26 protein-coding genes and 1 tRNA gene are annotated in these 25,303 nt (G+C 39.8%); 16 read left to right on the forward strand and 11 right to left on the reverse strand.

What is annotated here, in order from left to right; genetic code table 11:
* Nucleotides 1-25 precede the first annotated feature (25 nt).
* Nucleotides 26-97, reverse strand: a tRNA-Glu gene (locus ACO6S2_RS05170).
* Nucleotides 98-246: 149 nt separating this feature from the next.
* Here ACO6S2_RS05170 and ACO6S2_RS05175 point away from each other — a divergent pair.
* The 3 genes from ACO6S2_RS05175 to ACO6S2_RS05185 are packed head-to-tail and all read left to right on the forward strand — an operon-like array spanning nt 247 to nt 2,524.
* Nucleotides 247-1,410: a hypothetical protein gene (locus tag ACO6S2_RS05175; protein WP_422361453.1), complete on the forward strand. Its 1,164-nt coding sequence runs from the start codon at nt 247-249 to the stop codon at nt 1,408-1,410.
* 60 nt (nt 1,411-1,470) lie between these two features.
* Nucleotides 1,471-1,956: an RNA polymerase sigma factor gene (locus ACO6S2_RS05180; RefSeq protein ID WP_318173195.1), complete on the forward strand. Its 486-nt coding sequence runs from the start codon at nt 1,471-1,473 to the stop codon at nt 1,954-1,956.
* Nucleotides 1,937-2,524, forward strand: a complete 588-nt coding sequence (locus tag ACO6S2_RS05185) for a hypothetical protein (protein ID WP_422361454.1) — start codon at nt 1,937-1,939, stop codon at nt 2,522-2,524. Before ACO6S2_RS05180 ends, ACO6S2_RS05185 begins: the two co-directional genes overlap by 20 nt.
* A gap of 1 nt (nt 2,525) precedes the next feature.
* Here the strand turns inward: ACO6S2_RS05185 and ytxJ are convergent, their stop codons facing one another.
* The 3 genes from ytxJ to ACO6S2_RS05200 form a co-directional block, all read right to left on the reverse strand.
* Nucleotides 2,526-2,879 carry a bacillithiol system redox-active protein YtxJ gene (gene ytxJ / locus ACO6S2_RS05190; RefSeq protein WP_422361455.1) on the reverse strand — a complete coding sequence of 118 codons (354 nt, stop codon included), beginning with the start codon at nt 2,877-2,879 and terminating at the stop codon, nt 2,526-2,528.
* A gap of 2 nt (nt 2,880-2,881) precedes the next feature.
* Nucleotides 2,882-4,015: a hypothetical protein gene (locus ACO6S2_RS05195; RefSeq protein WP_422361456.1), complete on the reverse strand. Its 1,134-nt coding sequence runs from the start codon at nt 4,013-4,015 to the stop codon at nt 2,882-2,884.
* Between the two features lie 245 nt (nt 4,016-4,260).
* The gene (locus ACO6S2_RS05200) at nt 4,261-6,237 is read right to left on the reverse strand and encodes an alpha-ketoacid dehydrogenase subunit alpha/beta (protein ID WP_422361457.1); all 1,977 of its coding nucleotides are present in this window, start codon (nt 6,235-6,237) and stop codon (nt 4,261-4,263) included.
* A gap of 163 nt (nt 6,238-6,400) precedes the next feature.
* Here ACO6S2_RS05200 and ACO6S2_RS05205 point away from each other — a divergent pair, with 163 nt between their 5' ends.
* The gene (locus tag ACO6S2_RS05205; protein WP_422361458.1) at nt 6,401-7,639 is read left to right on the forward strand and encodes a M16 family metallopeptidase; all 1,239 of its coding nucleotides are present in this window, start codon (nt 6,401-6,403) and stop codon (nt 7,637-7,639) included.
* Here ACO6S2_RS05205 and ACO6S2_RS05210 read toward each other — a convergent pair.
* From ACO6S2_RS05210 to ACO6S2_RS05225, 4 genes are all read right to left on the reverse strand, one after another.
* On the reverse strand, nt 7,636-8,265 hold the full coding sequence (locus ACO6S2_RS05210; RefSeq protein ID WP_422361459.1) for a thioredoxin family protein: 630 nt from the start codon (nt 8,263-8,265) through the stop codon (nt 7,636-7,638). The two genes, ACO6S2_RS05205 and ACO6S2_RS05210, sit on opposite strands and share 4 nt — an antisense overlap.
* 7 nt (nt 8,266-8,272) lie before the next feature.
* Nucleotides 8,273-8,728 (reverse strand): TlpA disulfide reductase family protein, encoded by a 456-nt coding sequence (locus ACO6S2_RS05215; RefSeq protein WP_422361460.1) that lies wholly within the window; start codon nt 8,726-8,728, stop codon nt 8,273-8,275.
* A gap of 340 nt (nt 8,729-9,068) precedes the next feature.
* A complete protein-coding gene (locus tag ACO6S2_RS05220) occupies nt 9,069-10,844 on the reverse strand; it encodes a chloride channel protein (protein ID WP_422361461.1) in 1,776 nt (591 codons plus the stop codon).
* Nucleotides 10,845-10,926: 82 nt separating this feature from the next.
* Nucleotides 10,927-12,621 carry a M61 family metallopeptidase gene (locus tag ACO6S2_RS05225; protein ID WP_422361462.1) on the reverse strand — a complete coding sequence of 565 codons (1,695 nt, stop codon included), beginning with the start codon at nt 12,619-12,621 and terminating at the stop codon, nt 10,927-10,929.
* Between the two features lie 208 nt (nt 12,622-12,829).
* Here ACO6S2_RS05225 and rpmH point away from each other — a divergent pair, with 208 nt between their 5' ends.
* From rpmH to ACO6S2_RS05260, 7 genes are all read left to right on the forward strand, one after another.
* A complete protein-coding gene (gene rpmH, locus ACO6S2_RS05230; RefSeq protein ID WP_318173185.1) occupies nt 12,830-12,988 on the forward strand; it encodes a 50S ribosomal protein L34 in 159 nt (52 codons plus the stop codon).
* 28 nt (nt 12,989-13,016) lie between these two features.
* Nucleotides 13,017-13,418 (forward strand): ribonuclease P protein component, encoded by a 402-nt coding sequence (rnpA, locus tag ACO6S2_RS05235; RefSeq protein WP_422361463.1) that lies wholly within the window; start codon nt 13,017-13,019, stop codon nt 13,416-13,418.
* Between the two features lie 11 nt (nt 13,419-13,429).
* The gene (locus ACO6S2_RS05240; protein ID WP_422361464.1) at nt 13,430-15,076 is read left to right on the forward strand and encodes a S41 family peptidase; all 1,647 of its coding nucleotides are present in this window, start codon (nt 13,430-13,432) and stop codon (nt 15,074-15,076) included.
* An 11-nt stretch (nt 15,077-15,087) separates the two neighbouring features.
* Nucleotides 15,088-15,765 carry a tRNA (adenosine(37)-N6)-threonylcarbamoyltransferase complex dimerization subunit type 1 TsaB gene (gene tsaB / locus ACO6S2_RS05245; RefSeq protein ID WP_422361465.1) on the forward strand — a complete coding sequence of 226 codons (678 nt, stop codon included), beginning with the start codon at nt 15,088-15,090 and terminating at the stop codon, nt 15,763-15,765.
* Nucleotides 15,765-16,280, forward strand: a complete 516-nt coding sequence (locus tag ACO6S2_RS05250) for a DUF2480 family protein (RefSeq protein ID WP_422361466.1) — start codon at nt 15,765-15,767, stop codon at nt 16,278-16,280. The genes tsaB and ACO6S2_RS05250 overlap by 1 nt, the downstream gene beginning before the upstream one ends.
* A 61-nt stretch (nt 16,281-16,341) precedes the next feature.
* The gene (locus ACO6S2_RS05255) at nt 16,342-17,091 is read left to right on the forward strand and encodes a segregation and condensation protein A (RefSeq protein ID WP_422361467.1); all 750 of its coding nucleotides are present in this window, start codon (nt 16,342-16,344) and stop codon (nt 17,089-17,091) included.
* Nucleotides 17,091-18,122, forward strand: coding sequence for a lysylphosphatidylglycerol synthase transmembrane domain-containing protein (locus ACO6S2_RS05260; RefSeq protein ID WP_422362434.1), 1,032 nt, complete (start codon nt 17,091-17,093; stop codon nt 18,120-18,122). The genes ACO6S2_RS05255 and ACO6S2_RS05260 overlap by 1 nt, the downstream gene beginning before the upstream one ends.
* A 57-nt stretch (nt 18,123-18,179) precedes the next feature.
* Here ACO6S2_RS05260 and ACO6S2_RS05265 read toward each other — a convergent pair whose 3' ends face one another.
* The gene (locus ACO6S2_RS05265; RefSeq protein ID WP_422361468.1) at nt 18,180-18,599 is read right to left on the reverse strand and encodes a nucleoside-diphosphate kinase; all 420 of its coding nucleotides are present in this window, start codon (nt 18,597-18,599) and stop codon (nt 18,180-18,182) included.
* A 156-nt stretch (nt 18,600-18,755) separates the two neighbouring features.
* Here ACO6S2_RS05265 and ACO6S2_RS05270 point away from each other — a divergent pair, with 156 nt between their 5' ends.
* Genes ACO6S2_RS05270 through ACO6S2_RS05290 form a run of 5 tightly spaced genes read left to right on the forward strand, consistent with a single transcriptional unit; the run spans nt 18,756 to nt 22,487 of the window.
* Nucleotides 18,756-19,769: a DHH family phosphoesterase gene (locus tag ACO6S2_RS05270; RefSeq protein ID WP_422361469.1), complete on the forward strand. Its 1,014-nt coding sequence runs from the start codon at nt 18,756-18,758 to the stop codon at nt 19,767-19,769.
* On the forward strand, nt 19,759-20,676 hold the full coding sequence (locus ACO6S2_RS05275; RefSeq protein ID WP_422361470.1) for an FKBP-type peptidyl-prolyl cis-trans isomerase: 918 nt from the start codon (nt 19,759-19,761) through the stop codon (nt 20,674-20,676). The genes ACO6S2_RS05270 and ACO6S2_RS05275 overlap by 11 nt, the downstream gene beginning before the upstream one ends.
* A gap of 6 nt (nt 20,677-20,682) precedes the next feature.
* Nucleotides 20,683-21,144: an FKBP-type peptidyl-prolyl cis-trans isomerase gene (locus ACO6S2_RS05280; protein WP_422361471.1), complete on the forward strand. Its 462-nt coding sequence runs from the start codon at nt 20,683-20,685 to the stop codon at nt 21,142-21,144.
* 10 nt (nt 21,145-21,154) lie between these two features.
* A complete protein-coding gene (locus ACO6S2_RS05285) occupies nt 21,155-21,901 on the forward strand; it encodes an FKBP-type peptidyl-prolyl cis-trans isomerase (RefSeq protein WP_422361472.1) in 747 nt (248 codons plus the stop codon).
* A gap of 10 nt (nt 21,902-21,911) precedes the next feature.
* On the forward strand, nt 21,912-22,487 hold the full coding sequence (locus tag ACO6S2_RS05290; protein ID WP_422361473.1) for a non-canonical purine NTP diphosphatase: 576 nt from the start codon (nt 21,912-21,914) through the stop codon (nt 22,485-22,487).
* Between the two features lie 50 nt (nt 22,488-22,537).
* Here ACO6S2_RS05290 and pruA read toward each other — a convergent pair whose 3' ends face one another.
* Nucleotides 22,538-24,169 carry an L-glutamate gamma-semialdehyde dehydrogenase gene (gene pruA / locus ACO6S2_RS05295; protein ID WP_422361474.1) on the reverse strand — a complete coding sequence of 544 codons (1,632 nt, stop codon included), beginning with the start codon at nt 24,167-24,169 and terminating at the stop codon, nt 22,538-22,540.
* Between the two features lie 249 nt (nt 24,170-24,418).
* Nucleotides 24,419-25,180: an SDR family NAD(P)-dependent oxidoreductase gene (locus ACO6S2_RS05300; RefSeq protein WP_422361475.1), complete on the reverse strand. Its 762-nt coding sequence runs from the start codon at nt 25,178-25,180 to the stop codon at nt 24,419-24,421.
* Nucleotides 25,181-25,303: the final 123 nt, after the last annotated feature.

Here is a 25,303-nt window from a genome sequence, read left to right on the forward strand (position 1 = left end):
GAACGACTAGCGTCCCAATCTTTTGTAGTCCGTAGGGGAATCGAACCCCTGTTACCAGGATGAAAACCTGGCGTCCTAACCCCTAGACGAACGGACCATTTTGTAATGGTCTGCAAAAGTAAACTGCTTTTTATCTTTTCCAAAGTCTTGGAATAAAAAGGTTGAATTTTTTTCCAATGTCACTATATTTTTTTTCTTGGTCGATCAAATATTGCCAATACCCACAGGTGTGCTTAAGTTTAGGGCATGGAATTGATAGAGGTAAAAAGTAAGCGAGAAGAGCAGGAGTTTGTAGAGATGGCTGTGGGTTTGTACAAAGGTGAAAAAAATTGGATTCGTCCGCTGGATAAAGACGTACGTGCTGTATTTGATACCGAAAAAAACAAAACGTTTAAATGGGGCGTTTGCAGACGTTGGTTGCTGAAAAAGAATGGAAGGGCTATAGGTAGAATTGCCGCTTTTGTCAATGACAAAACTAAGAGTAAAGACAATGACCAACCCACTGGTGGTACAGGATTCTTCGAATGTATTAATGATCAGGCCGCAGCCAATTTGCTTTTTGATGTGGCAAAAGATTGGCTAAAGTCGCAGGGCATGGAGGCTATGGATGGACCGATCAATTTCGGCGATCGGGATAAATGGTGGGGACTTTTGGTAGATGGCTTTGATATTGAACCTAACTATCAGTGCAACTATCACTTTCCCTACTATCAAGAGCTATTTGAAAACTATGGCTTTCAGGTTTACTTCAAACAATTCACTTTTATAAGAAACACCTTTGATCCATTTCATCCCCGAATAATGGAAAAGTCCGATGTGCTAAACAAAGATCCCGATTACTCCTTCGAGCACATGAAGTTGAGTAATCTGGAAAAATATACTGAGGATTTTAGGCTGGTCTACAATGTAGCTTGGGCCAATCATGACGGCGTAGCAGAGATGTCCAAGGAACAATCTCAGGCTATCATGAAGCAAATGAAGCCAATCATAGATGAGAAGATCATTTGGTTTGCCTATTATAAAGGAGAGCCGGTGGCTTTTTATTTGAACTTGCCTGAGGTAAACCAAATCTTCAAATATGTCAATGGAAAGCTGGATTTGATAGGTAAGCTCAAATTCGTATGGCATAAATGGAGAAAGACCAACAAAAAAATGCTTGGTTTGGTTTTTGGTGTGGCGCCAGCACATCAGGGCAAGGGTTTAGACGGTGCTTTAGTAATGGCAACGGCACAGATGGTTCAGAAGGACTACAAGCGCTATCCGATTTTGGAGATGAACTGGATTGGTGATTTTAACCGAAAGATGATTTTGGTGGTGAAACAAGTAGGAGGAGAAATTGGAAAAACACATCATACCTATCGCTATTTGTTTGATAGAAACAAGCCATTTGAACGGATGCCAATAAAATAATAAGGGAGATTGTAATAAAACACCTTTAGTATCAACCTACTCTCTTGAAATCAATCGTATATGAAATCTGACTTTCAGGGATTCTTGGATAACAATCACCGCATTATTGCGAAGGTCTGTCGAATCTATACGGATAGTACCGATGATTTCAATGACTATTATCAAGAGTGCATTGTCCAATTATGGCGCTCATTTGATACTTTTCGTGGCGCTTCGAAATTGAGTACGTGGACATATCGTGTATGTTTGAATGTTTGCTTATCTCAACTAAGAAGTAAGAAACGCACCATTCCAACTGAAAACAGAGAAATTCCTGATGTAGTGGACGAAGACAGTGCCCTGCAAGAGGAAAGAGTACAAGAACTCTATAAGGCCATTAAGCTTTTGAGAGAATCTGATCGAGCGATAATTCTTCTATATCTGGAGGAAAAAAGCTATAAAGAAATGGCCGAAATCTTGGGTATTACTGTAACCAATGTGGGAGCTAAAGTGAATAGAGTAAAGGCACAACTTAAAAAGATCATCGATGAAAGATTCGGACATTAAGGACATTTGGAAAGATGGTGATCTGGCCAATGACAAGGCGTACACGAGCACTGATGTTGATCAAATGATAAGCAAAGGGTCTCATGGTGTTATTCAAAGATTTTTGAAGACCCTCTTCTGGGAACAACACCTGAACCTAATTATTCTATCATCATTAGCTATTGAATTATTCTGGGAAGAGGAATGGATTGTGGGTATTGGTACACTCTTCTTCAATTTTGCATTCTACCTATATTATCTAAGACTTCGGAAGAATCTGAAAAAGGAGGCGATTGACACCTCTGTGTTGGAATACCTGTACCGCGTACAAAAGATCATTGGTCAATTTATGACTCATCTCAAAATTGCCTCTGTGATTATCCTTCTACTTGCTATTTGGGCAGCCTATCATCTCAATAATCATGGGTTTTATGATGATGTGATGGAGCCCGATGCTTTTTGGATAGGAATTATTGTAGGGATGATTATTGCCCTGCCAATTACTTTTTACCTCATACATCTTATGTATGGCAAGAAGGCCAAAAAATTGGCTCACATGATTTGTTCACTAGAAAAAGAAGAGAACTAATTTAAACTGCTACCAACCCGTCAAATATTCTTTTGATTTCGTGATAAGCTATACCCATATGTGAATTATGGTAAATGCATTCACCATCAGCAATAATTAGAACTTGCGGGGACTCATGAGCTACATTAAATGTTGTAGCTATATAATCCGAAATATCACGATGCTGTATTAAATCAAGATGATAGGTGTCCATCGATGGAATTTCTTCAGCATTCCATGCTCTTTCCAGTCTGTTTTCTGCCATAGAGCTGATACTACATCTGGTACTGTGTTTGAAAATAAGAACAGGTTGGTTAGAAGAATTAGCTTTGATCTGATCTATTTGATCCTTAGCCGTTAGTTGATTCCAATTCATAATTAATTATTCCAAATGTCGATTTCGTCTTTATCGAACTTTGCTTTTTTAGTTTTCTTCTTAACAGCGTCAGGTTGAATTTTGTTCCCAAAGGTTCTTACCCAAACTACATTAAACTTCCTTTTTGTCGTTCGTACGGTTCTGCTCTTGTAGTATTTCGCTGAGAGATAATTAGCACTCGGATGCATGCTATTCTTCTTTCGTCTTTTCTTAGTCTTCAGCTCATAGTTGGCCATTTTAGCATTCGGTGAGAAACGTAAGTTTCGACTGGAAAACTTGGTGTAACTCTTGATATTCTGATTGTGATCACCCACAGCCAGGGGCTTCTGATATTTGTTTTTCATCACACCGGCATATTGCGAATTTGGACCCGCTTTGTGTTTGGCAGGTTTTCTATAGAGGTTGAAGTCACTGAGAAATCCTTTTTTTCTATTTCCGGCAGGTTTAGTCCTACTGTAGGTTGGTGGAACGGTGAACCTTGGTTTTACGACTACTATCTTGCCTGCCTGTTTCCATTCAGAATATCTTGGGTTAACCTTTCTGCCTTTCACTTGTCCAGCATTGGTTTGAGTGAATCTTGGTGTGATTTTTTTTGATTTTACGTTGCCAGCATTTGCTACACTAAATCTGGGGTTAATCTTTTTACCCTTCACTTGACCGGCATTAAGTACAGAGTATCTTGGATTTACCTTCCGATCCATATCAGCTCCAGCATGGCTCTGCGTGTATCTGACATTAATCTTTTTGCCTTTCACCTGGCCAGCATTGGCCACCGAGTATCGTGGTTTGACATTTCGACTTTTTACCTGTCCAGCATTGGCAACAGAATATCGAGGGCTTACTTTTCTGCCTTTTGATTGCCCTGCTGTAAATACAGAATATTTAGGATTTACACCACGACTTGAGCCTTCTTTGCTCGAAGCTTTGGAATACTTGGTTTTTCCAGCTGCGACGGTTTTGTGTTTACCGCTTGGCCCTTTGATTTTTGCTTTCTTTTTGTGTTGAAGAAATCCGGTCTCTCTTCTTGCGGTCTTAAGCTTGTTTCGATCCGTCAAGAGTTGTGCATAGGAGGTATGAGCCGAGACCAGTATTAGGCCAACGAATAACAAAAAAACATACCAGCGTTTGTTTAACATATATCCTCTCTACGCAATATAAACGGGAAGTTAACAAATATATTGAACCTGAAATATGCAATAGAAAATCTATTCCAGACATAAACCACTTTGAAATAGGCACTTAACGTAAACTTGTTGAATCACCATAGCGATGCTATGCTTTCTCAATATAAGTGCCTCTTTCTTTGCGATTTATGCCTTCACTACGATTCCTATTGCATAATCCAGGTTGAACTCAATATAGAGGCTACAAAGTTAGGGTCTTAGTATTCCAAAAGGGCTTTTAATTTGTTTTTAAAACGTTCCTTAGGTAAAAAATTCTGTTCCAGATTAGCGGCGAAGGGTACTGGAGTGTCCAGGCTTCCCTCTCTCATGATTGGAGCATCAAGGTCTTGAAAATGATATTCGCTGATCCAGGCAGCCAATTCGGCACCTATTCCACCAGTCAAACAATCTTCGTGGAGGATAATTACTTTGTTGGTTTTTTTGACTGTGGCAGCAACTGCCTCTTGGTCCCAAGGAAGCAATGTTCTCAAGTCTAAGATGTCAGCGTCTATGCCAAGTTCTTCAATGATCTCTTTTGCCCAGTGTACTCCCATGCCGTAGGTAATTACGGATAGGTCAGCACCTTCTCGAGTCAATTTGGCTTTACCTACTTCTACTGTATAGTAATCCTCAGGAATTTCTTCCGAGAGCGCTCTGTACAGTGCCTTGTGTTCAAAAAACAAATAGGGATTCGGATCTTCAATTGCGGCATTCAATAGTCCCTTGGCATCGTATGGACTGGAAGGGTAGACAATTTTTAAACCAGGAGTATGAAAAAACCAGGCTTCATTGGATTGAGAGTGAAAAGGACCAGCGGCTACTCCAGCTCCTGTAGGCATACGAACTACCACATCTGCATTTTGTCCCCATCTCCAATGAATTTTGGCCAGGTTGTTTATGATTTGGTTGAATCCACAGGTGACAAAATCGGCAAACTGCATTTCTACCATAGATTTTATTCCCTGAATAGAAAGACCCAAAGCACTGCCTACAATGGCAGATTCACACAGCGGAGTGTTTCGAACCCTTTCTTCCCCAAACTGACCCACAAAGCCTTCTGTGATTTTGAATACACCACCATACTTGCCAATGTCCTGACCCATGAGCACCATTTCAGGGTACTTTTCCATGCTCTGACGCAGTCCATCTGAGATGGCATCGACAAATCGTTTATCCGATTGTTTTTTTGATTTCGGAGCGATTACCTTTTGCTCGAAAGGTGAAAAAAGATCATTCAATTCCTTTTCTGAAGATACAGCGACCACACCCTCTTCATTGGCCTCTTTATAACCTTTGTCTATTGCCTTTTTTATTTCGGCTTCAATCTCTGCCTTGAGTTTCTTGGTGAGTACTTTTTCCTTGAGAAGGAACTTTTCATAGTTGCTCACAGGATCCTTTTTTGACCACTTATCCTGAAGGCCTTTAGGATAATATTTGGTTCCGCTGGCTTCTTCGTGCCCTCTCATTCTAAAAGTCATACACTCAATCAAGAAGGGCTCGTTTTTCTTCTTCATGGACTTAGAAGCTTCAGCAATGGCATGGTAGACTTCCAAAAGGTTGTTACCGTCTACCTGTTTGGTTTGGATGCCGTAACCAGGTCCCTTTTGAGTGAATGAATCAAAATTAAATTGCTGATTGCTTGGCGTGCTCAACCCCCAACAATTGTTTTCCACCACAAAAATCACAGGTAGCTGCCAAACAGAAGCCACATTGAGCGCCTCATGAAAATCACCTTCGCTGGCCCCTCCATCTCCACTAAACACCAGCGTGGACTTTTTGTTTTTTCTTAGCTTGTGAGCTAATGCAATACCATCAGCGATTCCCAGCTGAGGCCCGAGATGAGAAATCATCCCTACCAAATTGTGCTCCTTTGAACCAAAATGAAAAGAACGATCCCTTCCTTGAGTAAACCCACTGGCTTTACCCTGAAACTGAGCAAATAATCTGTGTAAAGGGATGTCTCTCGTGGTAAAGATTCCAAGGTTTCGATGCATCGGAAGAATATATTCATCGTCCTCCATAGCCAGTGCAGAGCCGACTGAGATGGCTTCTTGACCCATGCCAGAAAACCATTTGCTGATTTTTCCCTGACGGAGCAAAATCAACATTTTCTCTTCAATCAGCCTTGGAAGTAATAAGTTTTTGTAAAATGAAAGAAGTTGTTGGTTGGTGAGTTTCTTTCGTTCAAATTTCATTGGGTAAGTATTGGGTTGCTTAACAATTTTTTGTGGACGAGCCAATCACAAATCTAACAGTTTGCCGGAGTTGGCAAGGGTTCTAAGAGAAATTTTATTGAATGTATCAATATAGTATAGATTCACCCGATTGCATCCTATTTTTACGCCCAGAAGGAAAATTATGAAATACGAAAAATTTGTTTTGGACAATGGACTTCAGGTAGTTGTTCATGAAGACCATTCTACCAAAGTAGCCGTACTTAATGTGCTGTATAATGTTGGCTCCAGAGACGAAGATGAGAATAAGACTGGATTTGCTCATTTGTTTGAGCATTTGATGTTTGGGGGCTCGGTTAACATTCCTTCCTATGACGAGCCATTGCAAAAGGTGGGGGGAGAGAACAATGCCTTTACCACACCTGATTATACCAACTACTACATTTCGATTCCTTCCAACAATATTGAAACCGCATTTTGGCTAGAATCTGACCGAATGTTGAGTTTGGCTTTCGATCCGCAGTCTTTGGAGGTGCAACGCAAAGTAGTGATTGAAGAGTTCAAACAGAGATATCTTGATCAGCCCTATGGAGATGCCTGGTTGAATATGAAACCAATGACTTATAAAACCCACCCTTACCGATGGAATACTATCGGTAAAGAGATTTCACACATCGAGGATGCAACGATGGAGGATGTTAAGGCCTTTTTTAAAAAGTTCTATATTCCGAACAATGCCATTTTGGTTGTAGCTGGTGATGTTGATCTGGAACAGGTTAAAGCGCTGGCTGAAAAATGGTTTGCACCTGTTCCGGCTGGACAGCCTTACCATAGAGACTTACCTCAAGAGCCAGTGCAGACAGAAGAGCGTAAGCAAACTGTAGAGGGGAAAGTGCCAATGAATGCTTTTTATCGAGCCTACCACATGCCGGATAGACTGCACGATAAGTACCATACGATAGACCTACTAAGTGATGTCTTGGGAAGAGGTAAATCTTCTCGACTGTATACGAAGTTGGTTAAAGAAACGAAACTGTTAACTTCTGTGAGTGCAAGTATTACCGGTTCCATCGAGCCTGGATTATTGGTTATCTCAGGAAAACTAAAGGATCAAGTGACTTTCGCTGAAGTTGATCAGATAGTAGATGCTGAAATTGCTACTCTGTTAAAAGACGAGCTAAGACCGGAGGAACTGGAAAAAGTGAAAATGCAAGCAGAGTCCTCTCATGTATTTTCTGAAGTGGAGTTGCTCAATAGAGCAATGAGTTTGGCCTATTATACTTTGCTCGGTAATACTGATTTGGTCAATGAAGAAACGAATGCTATAAATGCAGTAACTGAGGAAGACATAATTTCAGAGGCAAAAAAAATGTTGAACAAAACCAATTGCTCAACATTATATTATAGGAAGAAGGAGGCCTAAGCGTCTTTCCATTTTATCGTGCAGCCTATCGCTTTGGTAGAAGTAGTTTTTATGGCTTTGCCATCAAGCATGCTGTCTACCGCATCTTCTACATATCTTTTGGTGACAGCGCCGGCATCTTTGTGATTATCATCGATGGCGCCAATGTAAGCGACTTCCAATTTTTTGTTGAGTACATAGACATGTGGCGTGCGCGTAGCACCATAGGCTGTGGCAACAGCCTGACTTTCATCGTATAGATAGGGAAAAGAATATCCTTTGTCGTTTGAGCGTTTAACCATTTCGTCGAACGAGTCACCAGGTTGTTTGGTGACGTCATTTGAATTGATGGCAATAACTGGATATCCACTAGACTCATATTTTTGATTGAGCTGATCAATTCGTTTTTCATACATTTTTGAGAACGGGCAGGTGTTGCAGGTGAAAACTACAATGTATCCTTTGGCATCCTTGTAGTCCGCCATGGAAATGGTGCGTCCATCCACATTCTTTAATTTAAAGTCTGTGGCTTTGTCCCCCACGTTGAAACCAACTTTAGGCTTTACAATTTCCTCTTTGTTGTCGCTAGCAAATAGCATAGCTACTACAGCAACTAAACCAAAAAATAAAAGTATATTTTTCTTCATAATCATGTTATTTAATAAAATTCAGATAAACTTTTTCGAGTTCGTTTTCTGAGAATTCTTTTTCGATAAATTTTCTTTTTGAGTTTCCTTTTGCCACAAGCAGCGTAGCTGGAATTGCACCGCTCCAGGATGGGTCAACTTTGTCGATAAAAGCATTGTAGTCTGTTTCATCGAGCAGATACACTTTTGCTTCAATGCTTTTCTTGCTTACGAACGGCTTTAACTTATTTTCTAAATCTTCGACAAAGTCGAAACTAACCAAGCTTAGTTCTAAATTTTCCTCATTGTACTTTTCGTATAATGCTAAGAATTGAGGCAACTCCTTAATACATGGTCGGCACCATGTGGCCCAGAAGTTGATGACTTTATGCTTTTCAGAGGGAGTGCTTATAAGCTTGGCCAAGTCTGGATATTTGATAACCTCTACGCTTTGAGCAGGTGCTTGGCTTACGGCGAAACACATTATTAAAAATGAGATGCAGAGTAATTTTTTGGGTCTATTCATTGATAGTAAGAAAAACTAGTTGACTCTAAAAATACCGTAACGTACTCAAAAATAGATAGTTGCAAATAAGCTGTACGGACATATAATTTTTCAATAAATAGTACTATCTCAAGAATTGACAAAAGTTATCCACAAAATGAATAGTTATCCACATCATTGAATTAAATAGGCTTAACCATCTGTAAATTAATCAATTATAAAAGTTAGAGTTGCTTCAGATTGTGGAAAAGGAAGGCTAGGTGTAATTTTTTTAGACTTAAAATCAATGAATAGTACAAAGAATAAAAATTTCAACTTTTTATTCTTTGTCTTGATTTATCAGCTTGTTTCTGTAGGCATTGAAGATTCTGGACTTCGATAAAAAGCCAATATATTGCCCCTCGTCGATTACAGGAAGGTTCCATGCCTGTGTGATCTCAAATTTGTTCATTACTGTTTGCATAGAATCATCCGGATGCACTTCGGCGGGAGGCAATTGCATGATTTCTTTCACAACAATATTCTTTCTAGCTTCTTCATCAAACATCTTTTCTCTAATATCATCCAATGTAATGATACCTTCCAACCCCCCAACATAGTTTAATACAGGAAAAATGTTTCGTTTGGACTTTTTGATCAGTTTGATCATGTCCTCTAGTTTGGCATCATACATGATCGTCAGCAAATCTGATTCAATGATTTTGTCGACTTTCATCAAGCTAAGGACTTGTCGGTCTTTGTCGTATTTTATTAGGTCACCTTTTTCGATAAGGCTTTTCGTATACAACGAATGTTTCTCGAAATAACTGATTGTGATAAATGAAATCGCACTGACAAGCATGAGAGGGACAAAGAGCTCATAACCACCAGTTATTTCTGCAATCAAAAATATAGCAGTAAGCGGTGCATGGAGTACACCGCTCATTACGCCGCACATGGCCACCAGAGTGAAGTTACTACTACTGATGGTGATGGGTAAAATGAAATTTACTGTTTTGGCAAAAAGGTAGCCAGCGATACCTCCCATGAAAAGAGATGGAGCAAAAATTCCACCACTTCCCCCAGCACCGATTGTAAGAGCAGAGGCCACTGGTTTGATTACCAAAATAGCGAACAACAGAATGATGATGAGCAAGGTCTTGTCTGTTTCGCCGTAGATCAAACTGTTATTGAAAATGATATCATCGTTACCGTTGAGTAATTGCTTGATAGTGTCATAGCCTTCCCCATATATGGGAGGAAAAGTGAGTATTATCAGTGCTAGGCCAATGCCTCCGACCATGGCTCGACTCCATTCGTTAGTCACTTTTTTAATCCACCGTTCGATCACATAGGTCAATCGGGTAAAGTGAACAGAAACAATGCCACAGGCAATACCTAGAAAAATGTAGTAGTGAACATGCTCCGCTAAAAATGGGTCTTTTAGCTTAAATGAAAACAATAAGTCATCGCCCAACAGAGATAGTGAAACCAACGATCCCGTAACCGAGGAGAGTAGAATAGGGATAAATTTATTGATAGTTACGTCGGTAAGAATCACCTCAATGGCAAAAATCACCCCAGCAATGGGGGAGTTAAAGATCGCTGAAATTGCACCAGATGCACCACAGGCGATCAGTAAGGTTCTTTTTTTGTAGTTCAAGTGCGTGAGTGTAGCCAGGTTTGAGCCAATGGCAGAGCCGGTGACTACAATGGGTGCCTCTAGTCCAACAGACCCTCCAAAGCCCACAGTAATGGCACTAGTTACCATACGCGAATACATCATCGACCGCTTAACGATGCTGGATCTTTTGGAGATTACAAACAGGATTTGTGTAATTCCGTGTCCGAGTTTTTCTTTAAGAATATATCTCGAAACGATCATAGTTATGACAATACCTGCCAATGGGTAAAAGAGGTATAAAAAGTCGAAACCTGAAGTATAGATGTAATTTTTGAGGATGGCTTGTATGAAATGTACAGACTCTTTTAGCGTGACGGCAGCCAGACCTGCGATTAATCCGACTATCCCACTAAGTATTAAGGTGAAGTTGTTGTTGCTAATATGCTTTAATCGCCATACTAGAAATCTTACCAGCAACGCTTTGAAATTCATCTTAGAAAAGACCCATTAATATTCACCATATAGAAAAGCATGGGCAAATGTAAGTTTTTAGCTTCTGAGCGAAAATTTATTTCTAAATATTTCCTAACCAAAGAGATAAATTTTTCAATTGTTCTGGCGAAGCATTCTCCTTAGCTTCAATTTTGAATGAATTGTAATAAGTGTCTGGCGTAATGGGTACTAGAATGTCTAATATTCTTGAGCCTCTTTTTATTTTTAATTGGTTTTGATCAGTAACCACAATGTTCTCAGTTTCAAATTTGCTTCCATTGAGTTCAAGTATTTCATCTCCTACGGATAGAAGCTTCTCTGGATAGCTTTTCGGAGCAATTTCTGCGATTTTATTGTTTTGGCATTTTACACCAAGTTTACTTGTCAGTTCGTTGGTGCTGGGTTTAGAAATGAGGTCACAGCCTACAAAGAACAATGCTTCTTTTAAGTAAGTGTCAAGGCTTTCTGTGGTTTCATAAAGTGTATGTAGAAGTGGCTTCATGCTTGCACCTCCTGTGTTCTCCAATGTTTCATAAACTTGTTTTTGGGTATACCCACCTTGCTCAAAAGTGTATTTCTTGTACAGATTTTTCACTACATCAATGAGCGAAGAGTCATTGTTCGTGTTTCTTCTTATGGTCAGATCTAGAATCAAAGAGCAAAGGGCGCCTTTTACGTAGATACTCACTTTTTTAGAAGGGAACAGGTTTTTGTATCCATCTACCCATAGGTTTAGACTGGATTGAATCAAGGTGCTTTCATGTCTACCATAGTTTTCGAAATGTCTGTCGAATAGCGTATTGAGTTCCTTAAAATATTCTTGCTGGTTGAAAACACCGGATTGTTTCAAAAACCAATCGCCGTAGTAGGTGGTAAAGCCTTCTGTTACGAATCCGGTCTTTGTCATTGTTTCTTTGTCGAATTGATAGGGAGACATTTCCTTAGGACGAATTCGGGTAACATTCCATGTGTGGAATAGCTCATGAGAAGCTACACCCATTAATTTTTCATAATAGGCGTCTTTGTTGGCTTCGTCATTCGGACCCAAAACTAGTATGGTTGAGTTTTGGTGTTCTACGCCGTGATAATGAGTGTAATCCAGAGATTGCACTATGAAATCATATTGTTTGGTTGGAAATCCTCCCATGACGTCTATTTGAGATTCGGTGAAACTCTTGAAGTCTTCAATAATTTTTTCATCAGAAAAAGGGCAGTCCCCAAGAATAGCTATAGAGAAGTTATATTCCTCTACCGCATATCTCAGAATTCTTAGGTCAGGACTAGCTAATATGGGTGAATCCACGAGTTGTAAATAATCATCCGCTTTTAGTTGTCCAAAAGAGGTGGATCTAAGGCTACAGCTAATTGAGTAGTCTTGAGGAATTTCCAGAGTCAAGTTTATTGGCTCATCGCTATGCACTTTGGTGAAAAAAATACAGTTGATAAAATTGATGTAAATCTGGCGATCATCTAAGACGGAATTGCCTGCATCCATCTTGTTCGCGTAGTACTGATAGTTGATTGTAATTTCTTTTGATTTGTCACAATTGACGGTCCAGATATTAGGACGCGTCTTTTCCCAATTGAGCGATTTGTCTGATTCATCTGTGGATTTAAATCTTTGAATATTTTCTACGAAGGGAGCCAATTCATATCGGCCAGGACGCCAGGCTGGAAGAATGAAGTCAATAGACGATTGATCTCTAACATCAAATTTGAGTTGAATGTGCAAAAGATGGGTCAAAGGATTTGGGAATGAAATGTGGCAATCAATCATAATTTTGTCTTTGTTTGCGCAAATATTCGGGTTTTGGAACAGATATTTCAAGAACGTATCCTTTTATTATGCATTCTAACCCAAACTATCTGATTCAGACTTTGTTATTGTCAAAAAGCTCTCTATTTTTGCACTCCATTTTTTCAAGCTGCGTCAGAAGAGTAGTTAGGGGCATTTGGAAATCTAGAGATAAAAAATATTATATAAGATGAAAAGAACATTTCAACCTTCTCAGCGAAAAAGAAGAAATAAGCACGGTTTTAAAGCCAGAATGGAAGATGCGGCTGGCAGAGCTGTTTTGAAAAGAAGAAGAGCTAAAGGCAGAAAAAAACTGACAGTCTCTGACGAAAGAAAGCACAAGAAATAAGAATCTTGGTTAGCTTTATTCCTTCTTAATGGAAGGAACAAATCATACATATAGAAAATACTCCTTTCCAAAGCAGGAAAGATTGAGTAGTAAAAAATTAATTGATGCTCTTTTTGCCAAAGGAGCATCTTTTTATTTTTATCCCTTCTCTGTTAGGTTTCTTGTGGCAGACGAAAATGCTGAGTGCCATCAATTCATGGTAAGTGTTTCTAAAAGGAATTTCAAAAGAGCAGTTGATCGTAATCGTATCAAACGATTGATTCGTGAAGCCTATAGACTAAACAAATATCGCTTAGATGAGCTATTGCCAGATAGTAAATTTTTGCTGATTGCCTATATTTACACTGGTAAGGAGATTCATCCTTATAGTTTTGTAGAATCTAAACTTGTGGATTCCTTTGGGCGTTTAAAGTCTAAATTGAATAAGTAAATTTCATTGATATGAAGAGAATAGTTATAGGTGTGGTTGGTGCTATGTTGCTCGTTGGGCTGTTTTCTTTTACCTGGTTAGGAGGAGACAATAGCTTCGAAATCTCCCGCAACCTTAACATTTTCACCACCCTATTTAGGGAATTGAATACGCATTATGTAGATGAAATATCAAGCGAAGAATTGATCGGTGATGGAATCGATGCAATGCTTAAATCGTTGGATCCCTATGCCGCCTACATTTCAGAAAGTGACATTGAAGATTACAGAACGGCGACCACAGGAGAGTATGGTGGTATTGGAGCAATCGTAGGAAAGCGAAAAAAGGCAAATACTGTCATTATGCCTTACATCGGATATCCTGCACATTCTGCTGGACTGAAAATTGGGGATGAAATTTTAGAAATTGATCATCAGAATTTGGAGGGCAAGTCGTCAACAGAAATCAGTGAATTACTTAAAGGACAACCCGGGTCAGAAATTGTGCTTACTGTTAAACGTTATGGCAAAGACAAACCATTTGATGTAACATTGACGCGATCTAAAATCACCATCGACAACGTGATGTTTTACGGGATGTATGATGAAACCACAGGTTTTATCAAACTGACAGATTTCACCACCGATGCGGGAAGCGAAGTGAAAAATGCATTGGACAGCTTAAAGAGAGCAGGAGCTACAAAGATTATCTTGGACTTAAGAGACAATCCTGGAGGGTTACTAGACGAGGCGGTAAAAGTGGCCAATGTATTTGTAGAGCAAGGTAAGGAAGTGGTAAACACGAAAGGAAAAATGGCGTCTTGGAACAAAACTTATACTACCCCTTACGCCACTGCTGACAATGAGATTCCATTAGCGGTATTGACCAGTAGAGCCACGGCTTCAGCTGCTGAAATTGTTTCTGGAGTAGTTCAGGATTACGACAGGGGCGTGCTCGTGGGCACAAGAACATTTGGGAAGGGATTGGTACAGGCTACCCGTCCATTGCCCTACAATGCGCAGCTTAAGATTACAACCGCGAAATATTATATCCCAAGCGGCCGATGTATTCAGGCTATAGACTACTCTCATAAAAATGAAGATGGTAGCGTTGCCAAAATTCCAGACTCATTGAAAGTGGCATTCAAAACCAGCAAAGGCAGAACGGTATATGATGGTGGAGGAATAGAACCTGACGTGCAGGTATCACCTCAAAAATTTTCAAACCTGCTATATAATATGGTAAGCCAGAATTTGATCTTTGATTACGCAACTGAGTATGCGTTTAGCCATGAGGAAATAGCCTCTCCGAGAGCTTTTAAATTGACTGATGAGGAATATGAAGAGTTTAAGGGCTGGGTCAATGGAAAAGAATTTAACCTATCTTCTCAAATGGACGATGCCATTAAGGCGCTGGAAGAAATGGCCAAGAAGGAAAAGTATTACGATGGGATGAAGCCGGCCATTGAGAAATTGAAGACGAAGGTGACTACTTTAAAGGACAATTATCTGACAACTTTCAAGGATGATATCAAATTCATGCTGGAGGAAGAAATAGTAAGCAGATTTTACTTTCACAGAGGAATGCTAGAAGCTAGTTTGGATCACGACCCTGCAGTTACTGAAGCTGCCAAAATATTGGCTGATACTCAATCCTATTCAAAAATTTTAAATCAATAAACGTTAATTCCGTGTCTTTAATACTTGGTATAGATACATCTACCAGCAGTGGTTCCGTGTCATTGTTGCAAGATGGGCAACTTGTTGGGTCGCAGCTATATTCGATCGAGAAATCGCATTCTAACTTATTGCATGTGATGATCGAACAAATGATGAGTAACGCAGGCTGCAAAATGGATGAATTGTCTGCTGTGGCCGTAGCTGAGGGTCCTGGGTCTTACACAGGATTGCGAATAGGGGTTTCAGCAGCCAAGGGGTTGTGTTTGGCGTTAGACATACCTTTGATTGCAGTGAATACTTTGGAGGCCATGGCCTATCAAATGTATAGAAGGTCAACGGACGACATCTTGTACTGTCCGATGTTGGATGCCCGCAGAATGGAAGTTTACGCTGCACTCTTTGATAAAAACTTCAAGTCAATTAAGCCAACCGCTCCAGTTATTTTGGAAGAGTATGCTTACGAAGACATTCTGGTAGACCAAAGGGTTTTATTTTTCGGCGATGGTTCCAATAAATCCAAAGAGGTGATTTCAGACAGGAATGCTCATTTTATTGATGGTATTGTGCCGTCGGCTGAGGAAGTAGCATTATTGGCTTATGAGAAGTATAAAACAAAGTCATTCGAAAACGTAATCAGTTTCGAGCCGTTTTATTTAAAAGAGTTTAGAACCGCATCATCATTCAAATAATGGAAGGGGAAATTGTAAATAGAGTAGCGCAGAGTGCATTGATCAACTTTGATCTTGAGGAATATTACGATCAATCTCCTCGAGTGCAAATCGATATCAAAGATCAATTGTTTAATGAGTTGGTGCTACGTGAAAAGGACTTTAGGGCATTTGTTAAGGATCATAACTGGGAAGATTACAAAAACAAAAATGTAGCTGTGTATTGTAGTGTAGATGCGATTGTACCTACCTGGGCCTATATGCTTTTGTCTTCAGCTTTAGAGCCCTATGCAAAGAACATCGCTTTTGGTGACTTATCTCATTTAGAGAATCATCTCTTTCAACAAGCACTTTCGAAGGTTGATTTAGAAGAGTTTAAGGATCAAAAAGTGATCATAAAGGGGTGTGGAAAATTTCCTGTGCCAGAATATGCTTACGTAGAAATTACTCGTGTGTTGAGTCCGATAGTGTCTAGTTTGATGTATGGAGAGGCATGTAGTGCAGTGCCTATTTACAAAAAGCCAAAATCAAAATAAGGACTTACTTTTTCAAATCAAGTAATCGTGATACCTTTGAAACTGACAAAATGTATTGCTGTTGAAATTTGAAGTCAAGCTACCGTTATTTGAAGGTCCATTCGACCTGCTGCTCTTTTTTATTCAAAGAGATGAGCTTGATATTTATGATATTCCAATCTCTAAGATTACCAACGACTTTTTAGACTACATCAAACATTTGGAAAAGATGAATGTGGAAGTGGCCAGTGAATTTATTTTAGTGGCTTCGACACTCATGCGAATCAAGTCAAAAATGCTTCTGCCAAGACCGGTTTTGGATGAAGAGGGTAATGAAATTGATCCAAGAGAGGAGCTGGTGAGGCACTTATTGGAATACAAGCGGTACAAGTCTGTAATTGCAGAATTAGTGCAATTAGAGTCCGACAGATTGGATAGAGAAAAAAGGGGCAACTTAGCTAAGGAAATTCGTGCACTCTCAGAAGTCTCCAATGTAGAGGCGGAGTTGCAAAACCTGGATCTCTTCAAGATTCTTAAAGTCTACAAAAAAGTACTTCATCGCTACGAAGCGGAGCAAAACAAAGTAGAGCATAAGGTGGTGCAATATCCTTATACCATTTCAGGACAAAAGGAACATATACTCTTCTCACTTGACCAAACCCCACGAATGGCTTTTACAGAAGTAATGGCCGAAAAACCGGAAAAAATCGCAGTCATTTTCAATTTCCTTGCCATTCTTGAATTGCTTCAAATGCAGCAAATTCAAATTACAATTGGAGAAGGATTCAATAATTTTTGGATAGAAAAAACGGAGACCGTAGCGGCCGATTGATGGAGATCAGTAAGAAGAACGCCTTCAAAGTTTTAAATCCTAATAATATCTGGGTGCCTATCTTGTTAGGACTGGGTATAGTTTTTCTGTTGTTTTATTTTGATGACAATATTACATCAGACAATCTCAGATTGATTTTTGACGCAAAGTGGTCCTCTGTATTTGTGGCTTTTCTTGTGTTGCTTGCCAGAGATGCGGGTTACGCTTATCGGATTCGAACATTAACGGACCAAACCTTGAATTGGAAGCAAAGTATCGTAGTTATAATACTTTGGGAGTTTGCTTCGGCAGTTACACCATCTGTGGTTGGCGGCACAGCAGTAGCCGTTTTTATCCTCACTTACGAGGGTATCAATTTTGGAAAATCTTTGGCTTATGTAATGCTCACAGCCATTTTAGATAATTTGTTTTTTGTGGTTGCCGCACCTGTGGTAATGTTGCTCACGAAAGGAGTGATATTTCCAGATATAGCTGCAAAAGAAGGTTTCCAATTCTTTTTCTTTCTGAGTTATGGATTAATCGCTATCTATACCCTTGTAATGTCGTATGGTTTGTTCGTGAAACCACGAGCATTCAAATGGTTTCTACTCAAGATGACTTCAATGAAATGGTTGAAGAAATGGAAAGTAAAAGCCAATCAGTATGGAGATGAGATTATCATTGCTTCCAGTGAGATCAAAGGGAAAATGGCTCAGTACTGGATCAAAATATCTTTGGCTACCATTTTCATTTGGTCAGCAAGGTATTTAATGCTTAACAGCTTGGTGTCTGCTTATACCGAAATTACCATTCCTGAACACATGGTAATATTTAGTCGTCAGATTATTATGTGGATAGTGATGCTTATTTCTCCTACTCCTGGTAGTTCTGGAACAGCCGAATTCTTTTTCAATCAATTCTTCAATGAGTATTTGGGTAGTTACACCTTTGTGTCCAGCATATTCTGGCGATTGATGTCTTACTATCCATATCTCCTACTAGGGGCGATATTTTTACCTCGTTGGATACGAAGTAAGTTTTTTAAGAAATAAAAAATCCCGCCTAGAAAGTATCTAAACGGGATTCGGTTTTCATGTATTGAAAGTCAATTAGATTTTTTCCAATTCAGAGAAAAAGAAAGAACCTTCTATCGCGGCATTTTCGTCAGAGTCAGATCCGTGCACAGCATTAGCTTCAATTGATTTAGCAAATATCTTTCTGATAGTACCTTCAGCTGCCTCTGCTGGGTTGGTAGCTCCGATCAATTTCCTGAAATCTTCCACTGCGTTGTCTTTTTCAAGAATCATTGCGATGATTGCTCCAGAAGACATATATGCACAAAGATCATTATAGAATGGTCTTTCGCTATGTACTGCATAAAATTTTCCAGCAGTTTCAGCAGTTAGTTTTGTCAACTTCATTGCTTTGATCGAAAAACCTGCTTCTTCCATCATTTTAGTGATCGCTCCTGCATTTCCTGCACTGAATGCGTCAGGCTTGATCATGGTGAATGTTCTGTTATTAGCCATTTAAACTTAAGTCTTATTTGTTCTAAAAATCCCGCAAAATTAGGGTTAATTTTTGATGATCAAAAGAATTCCAGACTTATCGTTTTCTGTTGTCTTATTGGTCTTTTGCATTTCGGATAAATTTCACCACTTTTGCACCTTCTTTTTACATCATCGATGCAGAACTTAGCAGCATTTAAAGAGTTACTGGAGCTACCAAAGCGAATAGTGATCACCACCCACATCAAACCTGACGCTGATGCATTAGGCTCTTCATTGGGGCTTGCCGGATATTTATTGAAGCAAGGACATCAGGTCTGTGTCATCACACCGACGGATTACCCCAAATTCCTCAACTGGATGGAAGGAAATGACGATGTGTTGATTTTTGATGGAAACGAAGAAAAATCCCAATACCTGGTTGAGAACGCTGATCTAATTTTTTGTTTGGACTTCTCCAGTCTGAATAGGATTGGAGAATTGGGCCAGATGGTTGCAGACTCAGACGCCGAAAAGGTTTTAATAGACCATCATCTGAACCCAGAGACTTTCGCTAAGTACGTCCTTTGGAGTACAGAGGCTGCTGCCACGGCAGAATTGGTATACGACTTGATCGATATGCTCGGCGATGCAGATAAACTTACAAAAGGAATGGCTGAAGCCTTGTATGCTGGGTTGATGACTGATACCGGAAACTTCCGGCACCCTTCAACTACCCCACATGTGCACAACATCGTGGCGAATTTGATGGAATTGGGAGCTGACATATCTAAAGTGAGTCACAAAATTTATGACAACAACTCGTTGGATAGAATGAGATTGTTGGGGTTTGCCTTAAATGAGCGCCTCGAAATTATTGAAGGAACTAATGTTTCTTATTTCTATTTGACCTTAGAAGATAAAAAGAGGTTTAAATATCAAACCGGGGATACAGAAGGCTTGGTGAACTATGGTCTAAGTATCGAGGGAATTAATGTATCAGCGATATTCATTGAAGATCCAGATAAAGTAAAGATTTCATTCAGGTCATTTGGAGACATACCTGTGAATGAATTGTCAAGAAAATATTTTAATGGTGGTGGACACAAAAATGCTGCTGGGGGTGCAACCACAGATAGCCTGGAGGACACGATCAAACTATTTAGAGAATTAGTATTAAAACAGACGAAGGAATTAAATTATGAAGTATAACGCACTTTTAGCCGTTTTGGCTATTTCTATCCTATCAATTGCTTGTAGCGAAGAAAGAACAACTAAGTCAGGTATTAAAGTAACAGTTTTGGAAAAAGGCGAAGGCACAGCTCTTGTGGATAGCACTATTCTTAGACTTAACATGAAATACCTTAACGAAAATGGTAATGAGCAATGGAGCTCGGAAAAGGCTGGTGCACCAGTACCTCTTCAATACATCAAGGAAGTTTGGTCGACAAGCGGTACAATGTACGAGGCATTAGAAATTATGAATGTAGGGGATAGTGCTACTTTTCAGGTAACTACTAAGGATCTTTTTGAAAATACCTTCAAAACCGGAATCCCTGATAGCTTGGATACGGCTGGTAATATGACTTTTTACGCTAAAGTAGTCTCTATGATGACAACTGAAGAGTTTCAGGCATTTCAAAAAGAGGAGTACGAAAAAGCTCAAGCAAAAAGAAAAGAAGAAATGGCTGCTGCACAGGCCAAGAAGCTAGAAGAGGCAGCAGAAGTTATCAAAAAAGATGGTGAAACTATTGATGCTTTTTTAGCTGAAAACAGCATAACAGCGCAAACTACAGAATCTGGTCTGAGATATGTGATCACACAAGAAGGTGAAGGCGAAAATGCTATTGCTGGTAAGCAAGTTTCTGTGCACTACAATGGTACTTTGCTTGACGGAACAAAATTTGACTCTTCTTATGATAGGGGACAACCATTTGGGTTTGTTTTAGGTCAAGGTAGAGTGATTATGGGATGGGATGAAGGTATTGCCCTTCTGAATAGGGGAGCTAAGGCAACTCTTTACATTCCTAGCACATTAGCTTATGGAGAGAGAGCTACAGGAAGCATTCCTGCGAACTCTATCCTAAAGTTTGATGTTGAATTGGTAGACATACAGTAGTATTTAATGAAATTTCAGACAATTTTTTTACTGAGCTTAATGGGTTTGGGCTTTTTATCGTGCGATGAAAACCCAAGCTTATCTTCATATCCTACCTTAGAACAGTATCTGGAAAGAAATAACATTACTGACTATGTAACTACAAGTTCAGGACTGATCTATGTTATTGCGAAGGAGGGGACAGGAGACCATCCAAAGGTAGGGCAGACGGTTACCGTTCATTATACCGGATATCATTTGGATGATAGCAAGTTTGATTCTTCCTACGACAGAAATGAAGCATTTTCTTTTAGAGTAGGAGATGATAAAATTATCCAAGGTTGGAATGAAGGTCTGCAATATTTTAAAAAAGGAGGTTCTGGTACTTTGTATATCCCATGGGAGTTGGGCTATGGAGAATCAGGTGGGGGACCTATAAACCCCAAGGAGGACTTAAGATTTGATATTAATTTGTTAGCAATTGACTAGCGTGATGGGAATGAAGTTTAGGGAGCATATTTTGTTAGCCACCCTTTTTGGCGGCTTAGTATATTTTAGTGGTTGTGTCGATCATGCTGCTGAAGGTGAAGAGGAAGAAGAGCAAGTAAGGTTGGATTCATTAGCCCAAGCCGAAACTGAAGCTGAAATATTTGATGCATATATTGCTGATGCTCAAAATGGCATTGATGCTGATGATGTGGTTGTTGAGGCGAATGGTGTGCGAAGAGTAGTTTGGAATCCCACGACAAGTGTACGAGTCCCCGAATTCAATGATATCGTCTCTGTGCATTACGTTGGCAAGTTTACAACTAATGAGATATTTGATACTACGAATCCCGAAGTAGCCAAAGACTCAGATAGTCTGAACTATGTAGCAAAAGGGGTTTCCTTTGATGATCTGTTAGCTGGGTCAGATAAAACTTATGAGGAGCTTCTAGATTCATTGAATACCTCTGATGGAGCCATTAGCGATCCCGTTTTTACCTTGAATAGACTGTATGTGCCTATGGCTTTTAATCACCAAGCCGACGGAACCGGAATTAGTTTTAGTTTTATTCCAGGATTTAGGAGTGGCTTGAGGAATCTAATGTTAGAAATGGAATTGAGTTCAAGAGGATTAATTATGATTCCATCGGCAGTAGGATATGGAACTGTGGGTAGCAGTATAGATGCTGAAGGAAATCAAGGTATCCCACCAAACACACCACTGATATTTGAGTTCGAGTTGGTAAACATCCGGCCATAAGCGTTACACTTTGAAAATCTGCTTTGCAACACATAATGAAAATAAGCTTAGAGAGATCAATGAGATTCTGAACAACTATGATATAGTTGGGCTCCACGATATAGGATGCACTGAAGAAATTCCTGAAACCGGATCAACACTCTCTGAAAACTCAAAAATTAAAGCCGACTTTGTTATTTCGAATTACGGTATTTCATGCTTTGCCGATGATACAGGGTTGGAGGTGGAAGCCTTAAATGGAGATCCTGGAGTTTACTCAGCTCGCTATGCAGGAAATGAAAGAGACAACTTGGCGAACATTAATTTGTTGCTTAAAAACCTTGGGCCTCACTCGAATAAAACAGCAAGGTTTCGAACAGTGATTACTTTGAACTTAGAAGGGAAGACACATCAGTTTGAGGGAATCGTTAATGGAAGGATTGTCTCTGAGTTGAAAGGGAAAAAAGGTTTCGGTTACGATCCTATATTTGTTCCAGAGGGTTACGATCAGACTTTTGCCGAAATGTCCTCAGAGTCAAAAAATGCCATTTCTCATCGTGGCCGAGCAGTGGCAAAACTGGTAGAGTTCCTGGAAAACAAGGCATAAAAAAACCGCACATCAGTGCGGTTTTAAATTCATATTATTCTTTTCAGATCTTACTTCTCTTCCATAAAAGGGTATCTATAATCCTTTGGAGGATTGAAAGTTTCTTTAATCGTTCTTGGTGAAACCCATCTCAATAAATTGAGCATTGAACCTGCTTTATCATTTGTTCCAGAAGCTCTGGATCCACCAAAAGGCTGCTGTCCAACTACCGCACCAGTTGGTTTGTCGTTGATATAGAAGTTTCCAGCAGCATTCACTAGTTTCTTAGTGGCTAGCTCAATCGCATATCTATCTTGTGAAAAAACTGCACCAGTCAAAGCATAAGGAGAAGTACTATCCACTAGCTCAAGTGCTTCCTCGAATCTCTCAGCCTGATAAACATAAATGGTAATCACTGGGCCAAAGATCTCCTCACACATAGTCTTGAACATTGGGTCTTTCGTCACTATGATCGTTGGTTGTACAAAGTAGCCTTCCGATTTATCATATTCTCCCCCAGCTATGATCTCAGCCATATCACTTTCTTTGGCAGCATCTATGTATTTCGAAATCTTATCAAAAGATTTTTCATCAATTACTGCATTGAAGAAATTGGTAAAGTCCTCCGGTGATCCCATCTTGATAGATTTTTGATCATCTAGAAGGTATCCTTTTACCTCATCCCAAAGGTTGTCTGGAATGTATGCTCTTGAAGCAGCACTACATTTCTGTCCTTGAAATTCGAAGGAGCCTCTGATGATACCAGTAGCCAATGCTTTGGCGTCAGCCGACTTATGAGCGATAATGAAATCCTTACCACCAGTCTCTCCAACTATTCTAGGATATGATTTGTATTTGCTGATGTTTTCTCCAATTGTTTTCCACAAGTGCTGGAATACACCAGTACTTCCCGTGAAGTGAAGTCCACCAAAATCAGGATGGTTGAAAACAACATCACCAGCTGTAGGTCCATCCACATAAATCAAATTGATGACGCCATCAGGGACACCAGCTTCTCTAAATACTTCCATAAGTATCTGTGCGGAATATACTTGACTTTCCGCTGGCTTCCATACGATAGTGTTTCCCATCATGGCTGGAGCCGCACACAAATTACCTGCAATAGAAGTGAAGTTGAATGGAGTTAAGGCAAAAACGAATCCTTCCAACGGACGGTGCTCCAAACGATTCCACATCCCTGGTGCAGACTCAGGCTGCTCGGCATAAATCTGAGTCATGAAGTCTACATTGAACTTTAAGAAATCAATGTATTCACAGGCTGCATCAATTTCTGCTTGAAATGGGCTCTTGGATTGAGCCAACATTGTAGAGGCATTGATCTTCGCTCTATATGGACCAGCTACCAAGTCTGCAGCTTTTAAGAAGATGCTTGCTCTATGTTCCCACGACATTTCAGCCCATGCTTGTTTGGCGCCCATGGCAGCATTGATGGCTTGCTCTACGTGAGAGGCATCTCCATAGTTGAAATGACCTAGTGTATGTTTATGGTCATGAGGAGGAGCCATTCGCATTTTTTTGTCAGTCGTGACAAGCTCGCTACCAATGTACATGGGTACATCTATTTCTTTGCTGCGCATAGCTTTGATCTCGGCTTTTAATGCAGCTTTTTCTGGACTTCCTGGGGCGTATGATAGTACTGGTTCGTTTTCAGGAACGGGTACCGCGTATATTCCTTTGGGCATATTGTTTATTCTTTAGTATTCAATGAATTTGGGCAAAGGTAAGAAAGACCCATATAATGGGTATTGGATAAATAGATATTATTTTAGCCAAAACCTTAGGTTTTCCTAACCCTAAAAGGCAAAATAGTATGCAATGAAAAGGCTGAAAGAATTTTATCTTAAATACAAGAACTACTTCAGAACAGATTTACTTTATTATGTATTTATGTTTGTGATAATTCTCATTTTCATTTTTGCTATGGGTCGGCATCAATGAACATAACTAGCGGCATTCATGTCAATGGTGCTTCCTGTGGCATGGTCGGCCATCCCACTGGCCAAAAATGTCACCATTGGTGCGATGTCCTTCGGTTCTGTCAGGCGCTCGAGCGAAATGTCTCCGGTAACATGCTCTGTCCCATACTTTTCCATGGCTTCTTTAGCCATATCAGTTCGAACGAATCCTGGGGCAATATTGAAGGCTTTGATACCATCTTTACCATAAGCCCTGGCAATCGTTTGAGTCAGTGAAACCAGCCCAGCTTTGGAAGCTGCATAGGCCATATACTCGGCTGAGTCGCCCCTATAAGCTGCTCTTGAAGTGATATTGATTATTCTTCCCGCGCTGTTTCTTTTGAGAAAATGCTCGACCGTTTTTTTGCAAAGAATGCCTGCCGAGGTGAGATTCACCTGAACGGTTTCATTCCAGGATTTGATCCAATCGGATTCTTTTCCATTAACATCAGCAGCTTTTGCTACGCCAGCATTATTAACCAAAATTTCTATGCTTCCCATTTCCAGTATCACTCGATCAAATAAATTGGCTGCTTCATCTTTTTTGGAAAGATCAGCTTGAAAGGCGCGAGATTCGTTTCCGAGCACATGAGCTAAATTTTCTGCTTCGCGCATGTTTTTGTTGTAGTGAACGGCAACGGTAGCTCCGGCTTCGGCTAGTTTAGATGCAATTGACTTCCCGATGCCTTTGCTGGCACCAGTTACTAGAATATTTAATCCTGACAGGTTGATGTACATCTTTTTCTCTTATTGGAAGGTTAAATTAACACGCATCAAAGTAAATAAAAATTACAAACATGAATTATTTACAGTTTGCACAAATCGAACCTAATTAAGAAAATTAGAGTTTATTTACAAAGC

The organism is Reichenbachiella sp. (genome assembly GCF_965233835.1).
Lineage (GTDB): Bacteria > Bacteroidota > Bacteroidia > Cytophagales > Cyclobacteriaceae > Reichenbachiella.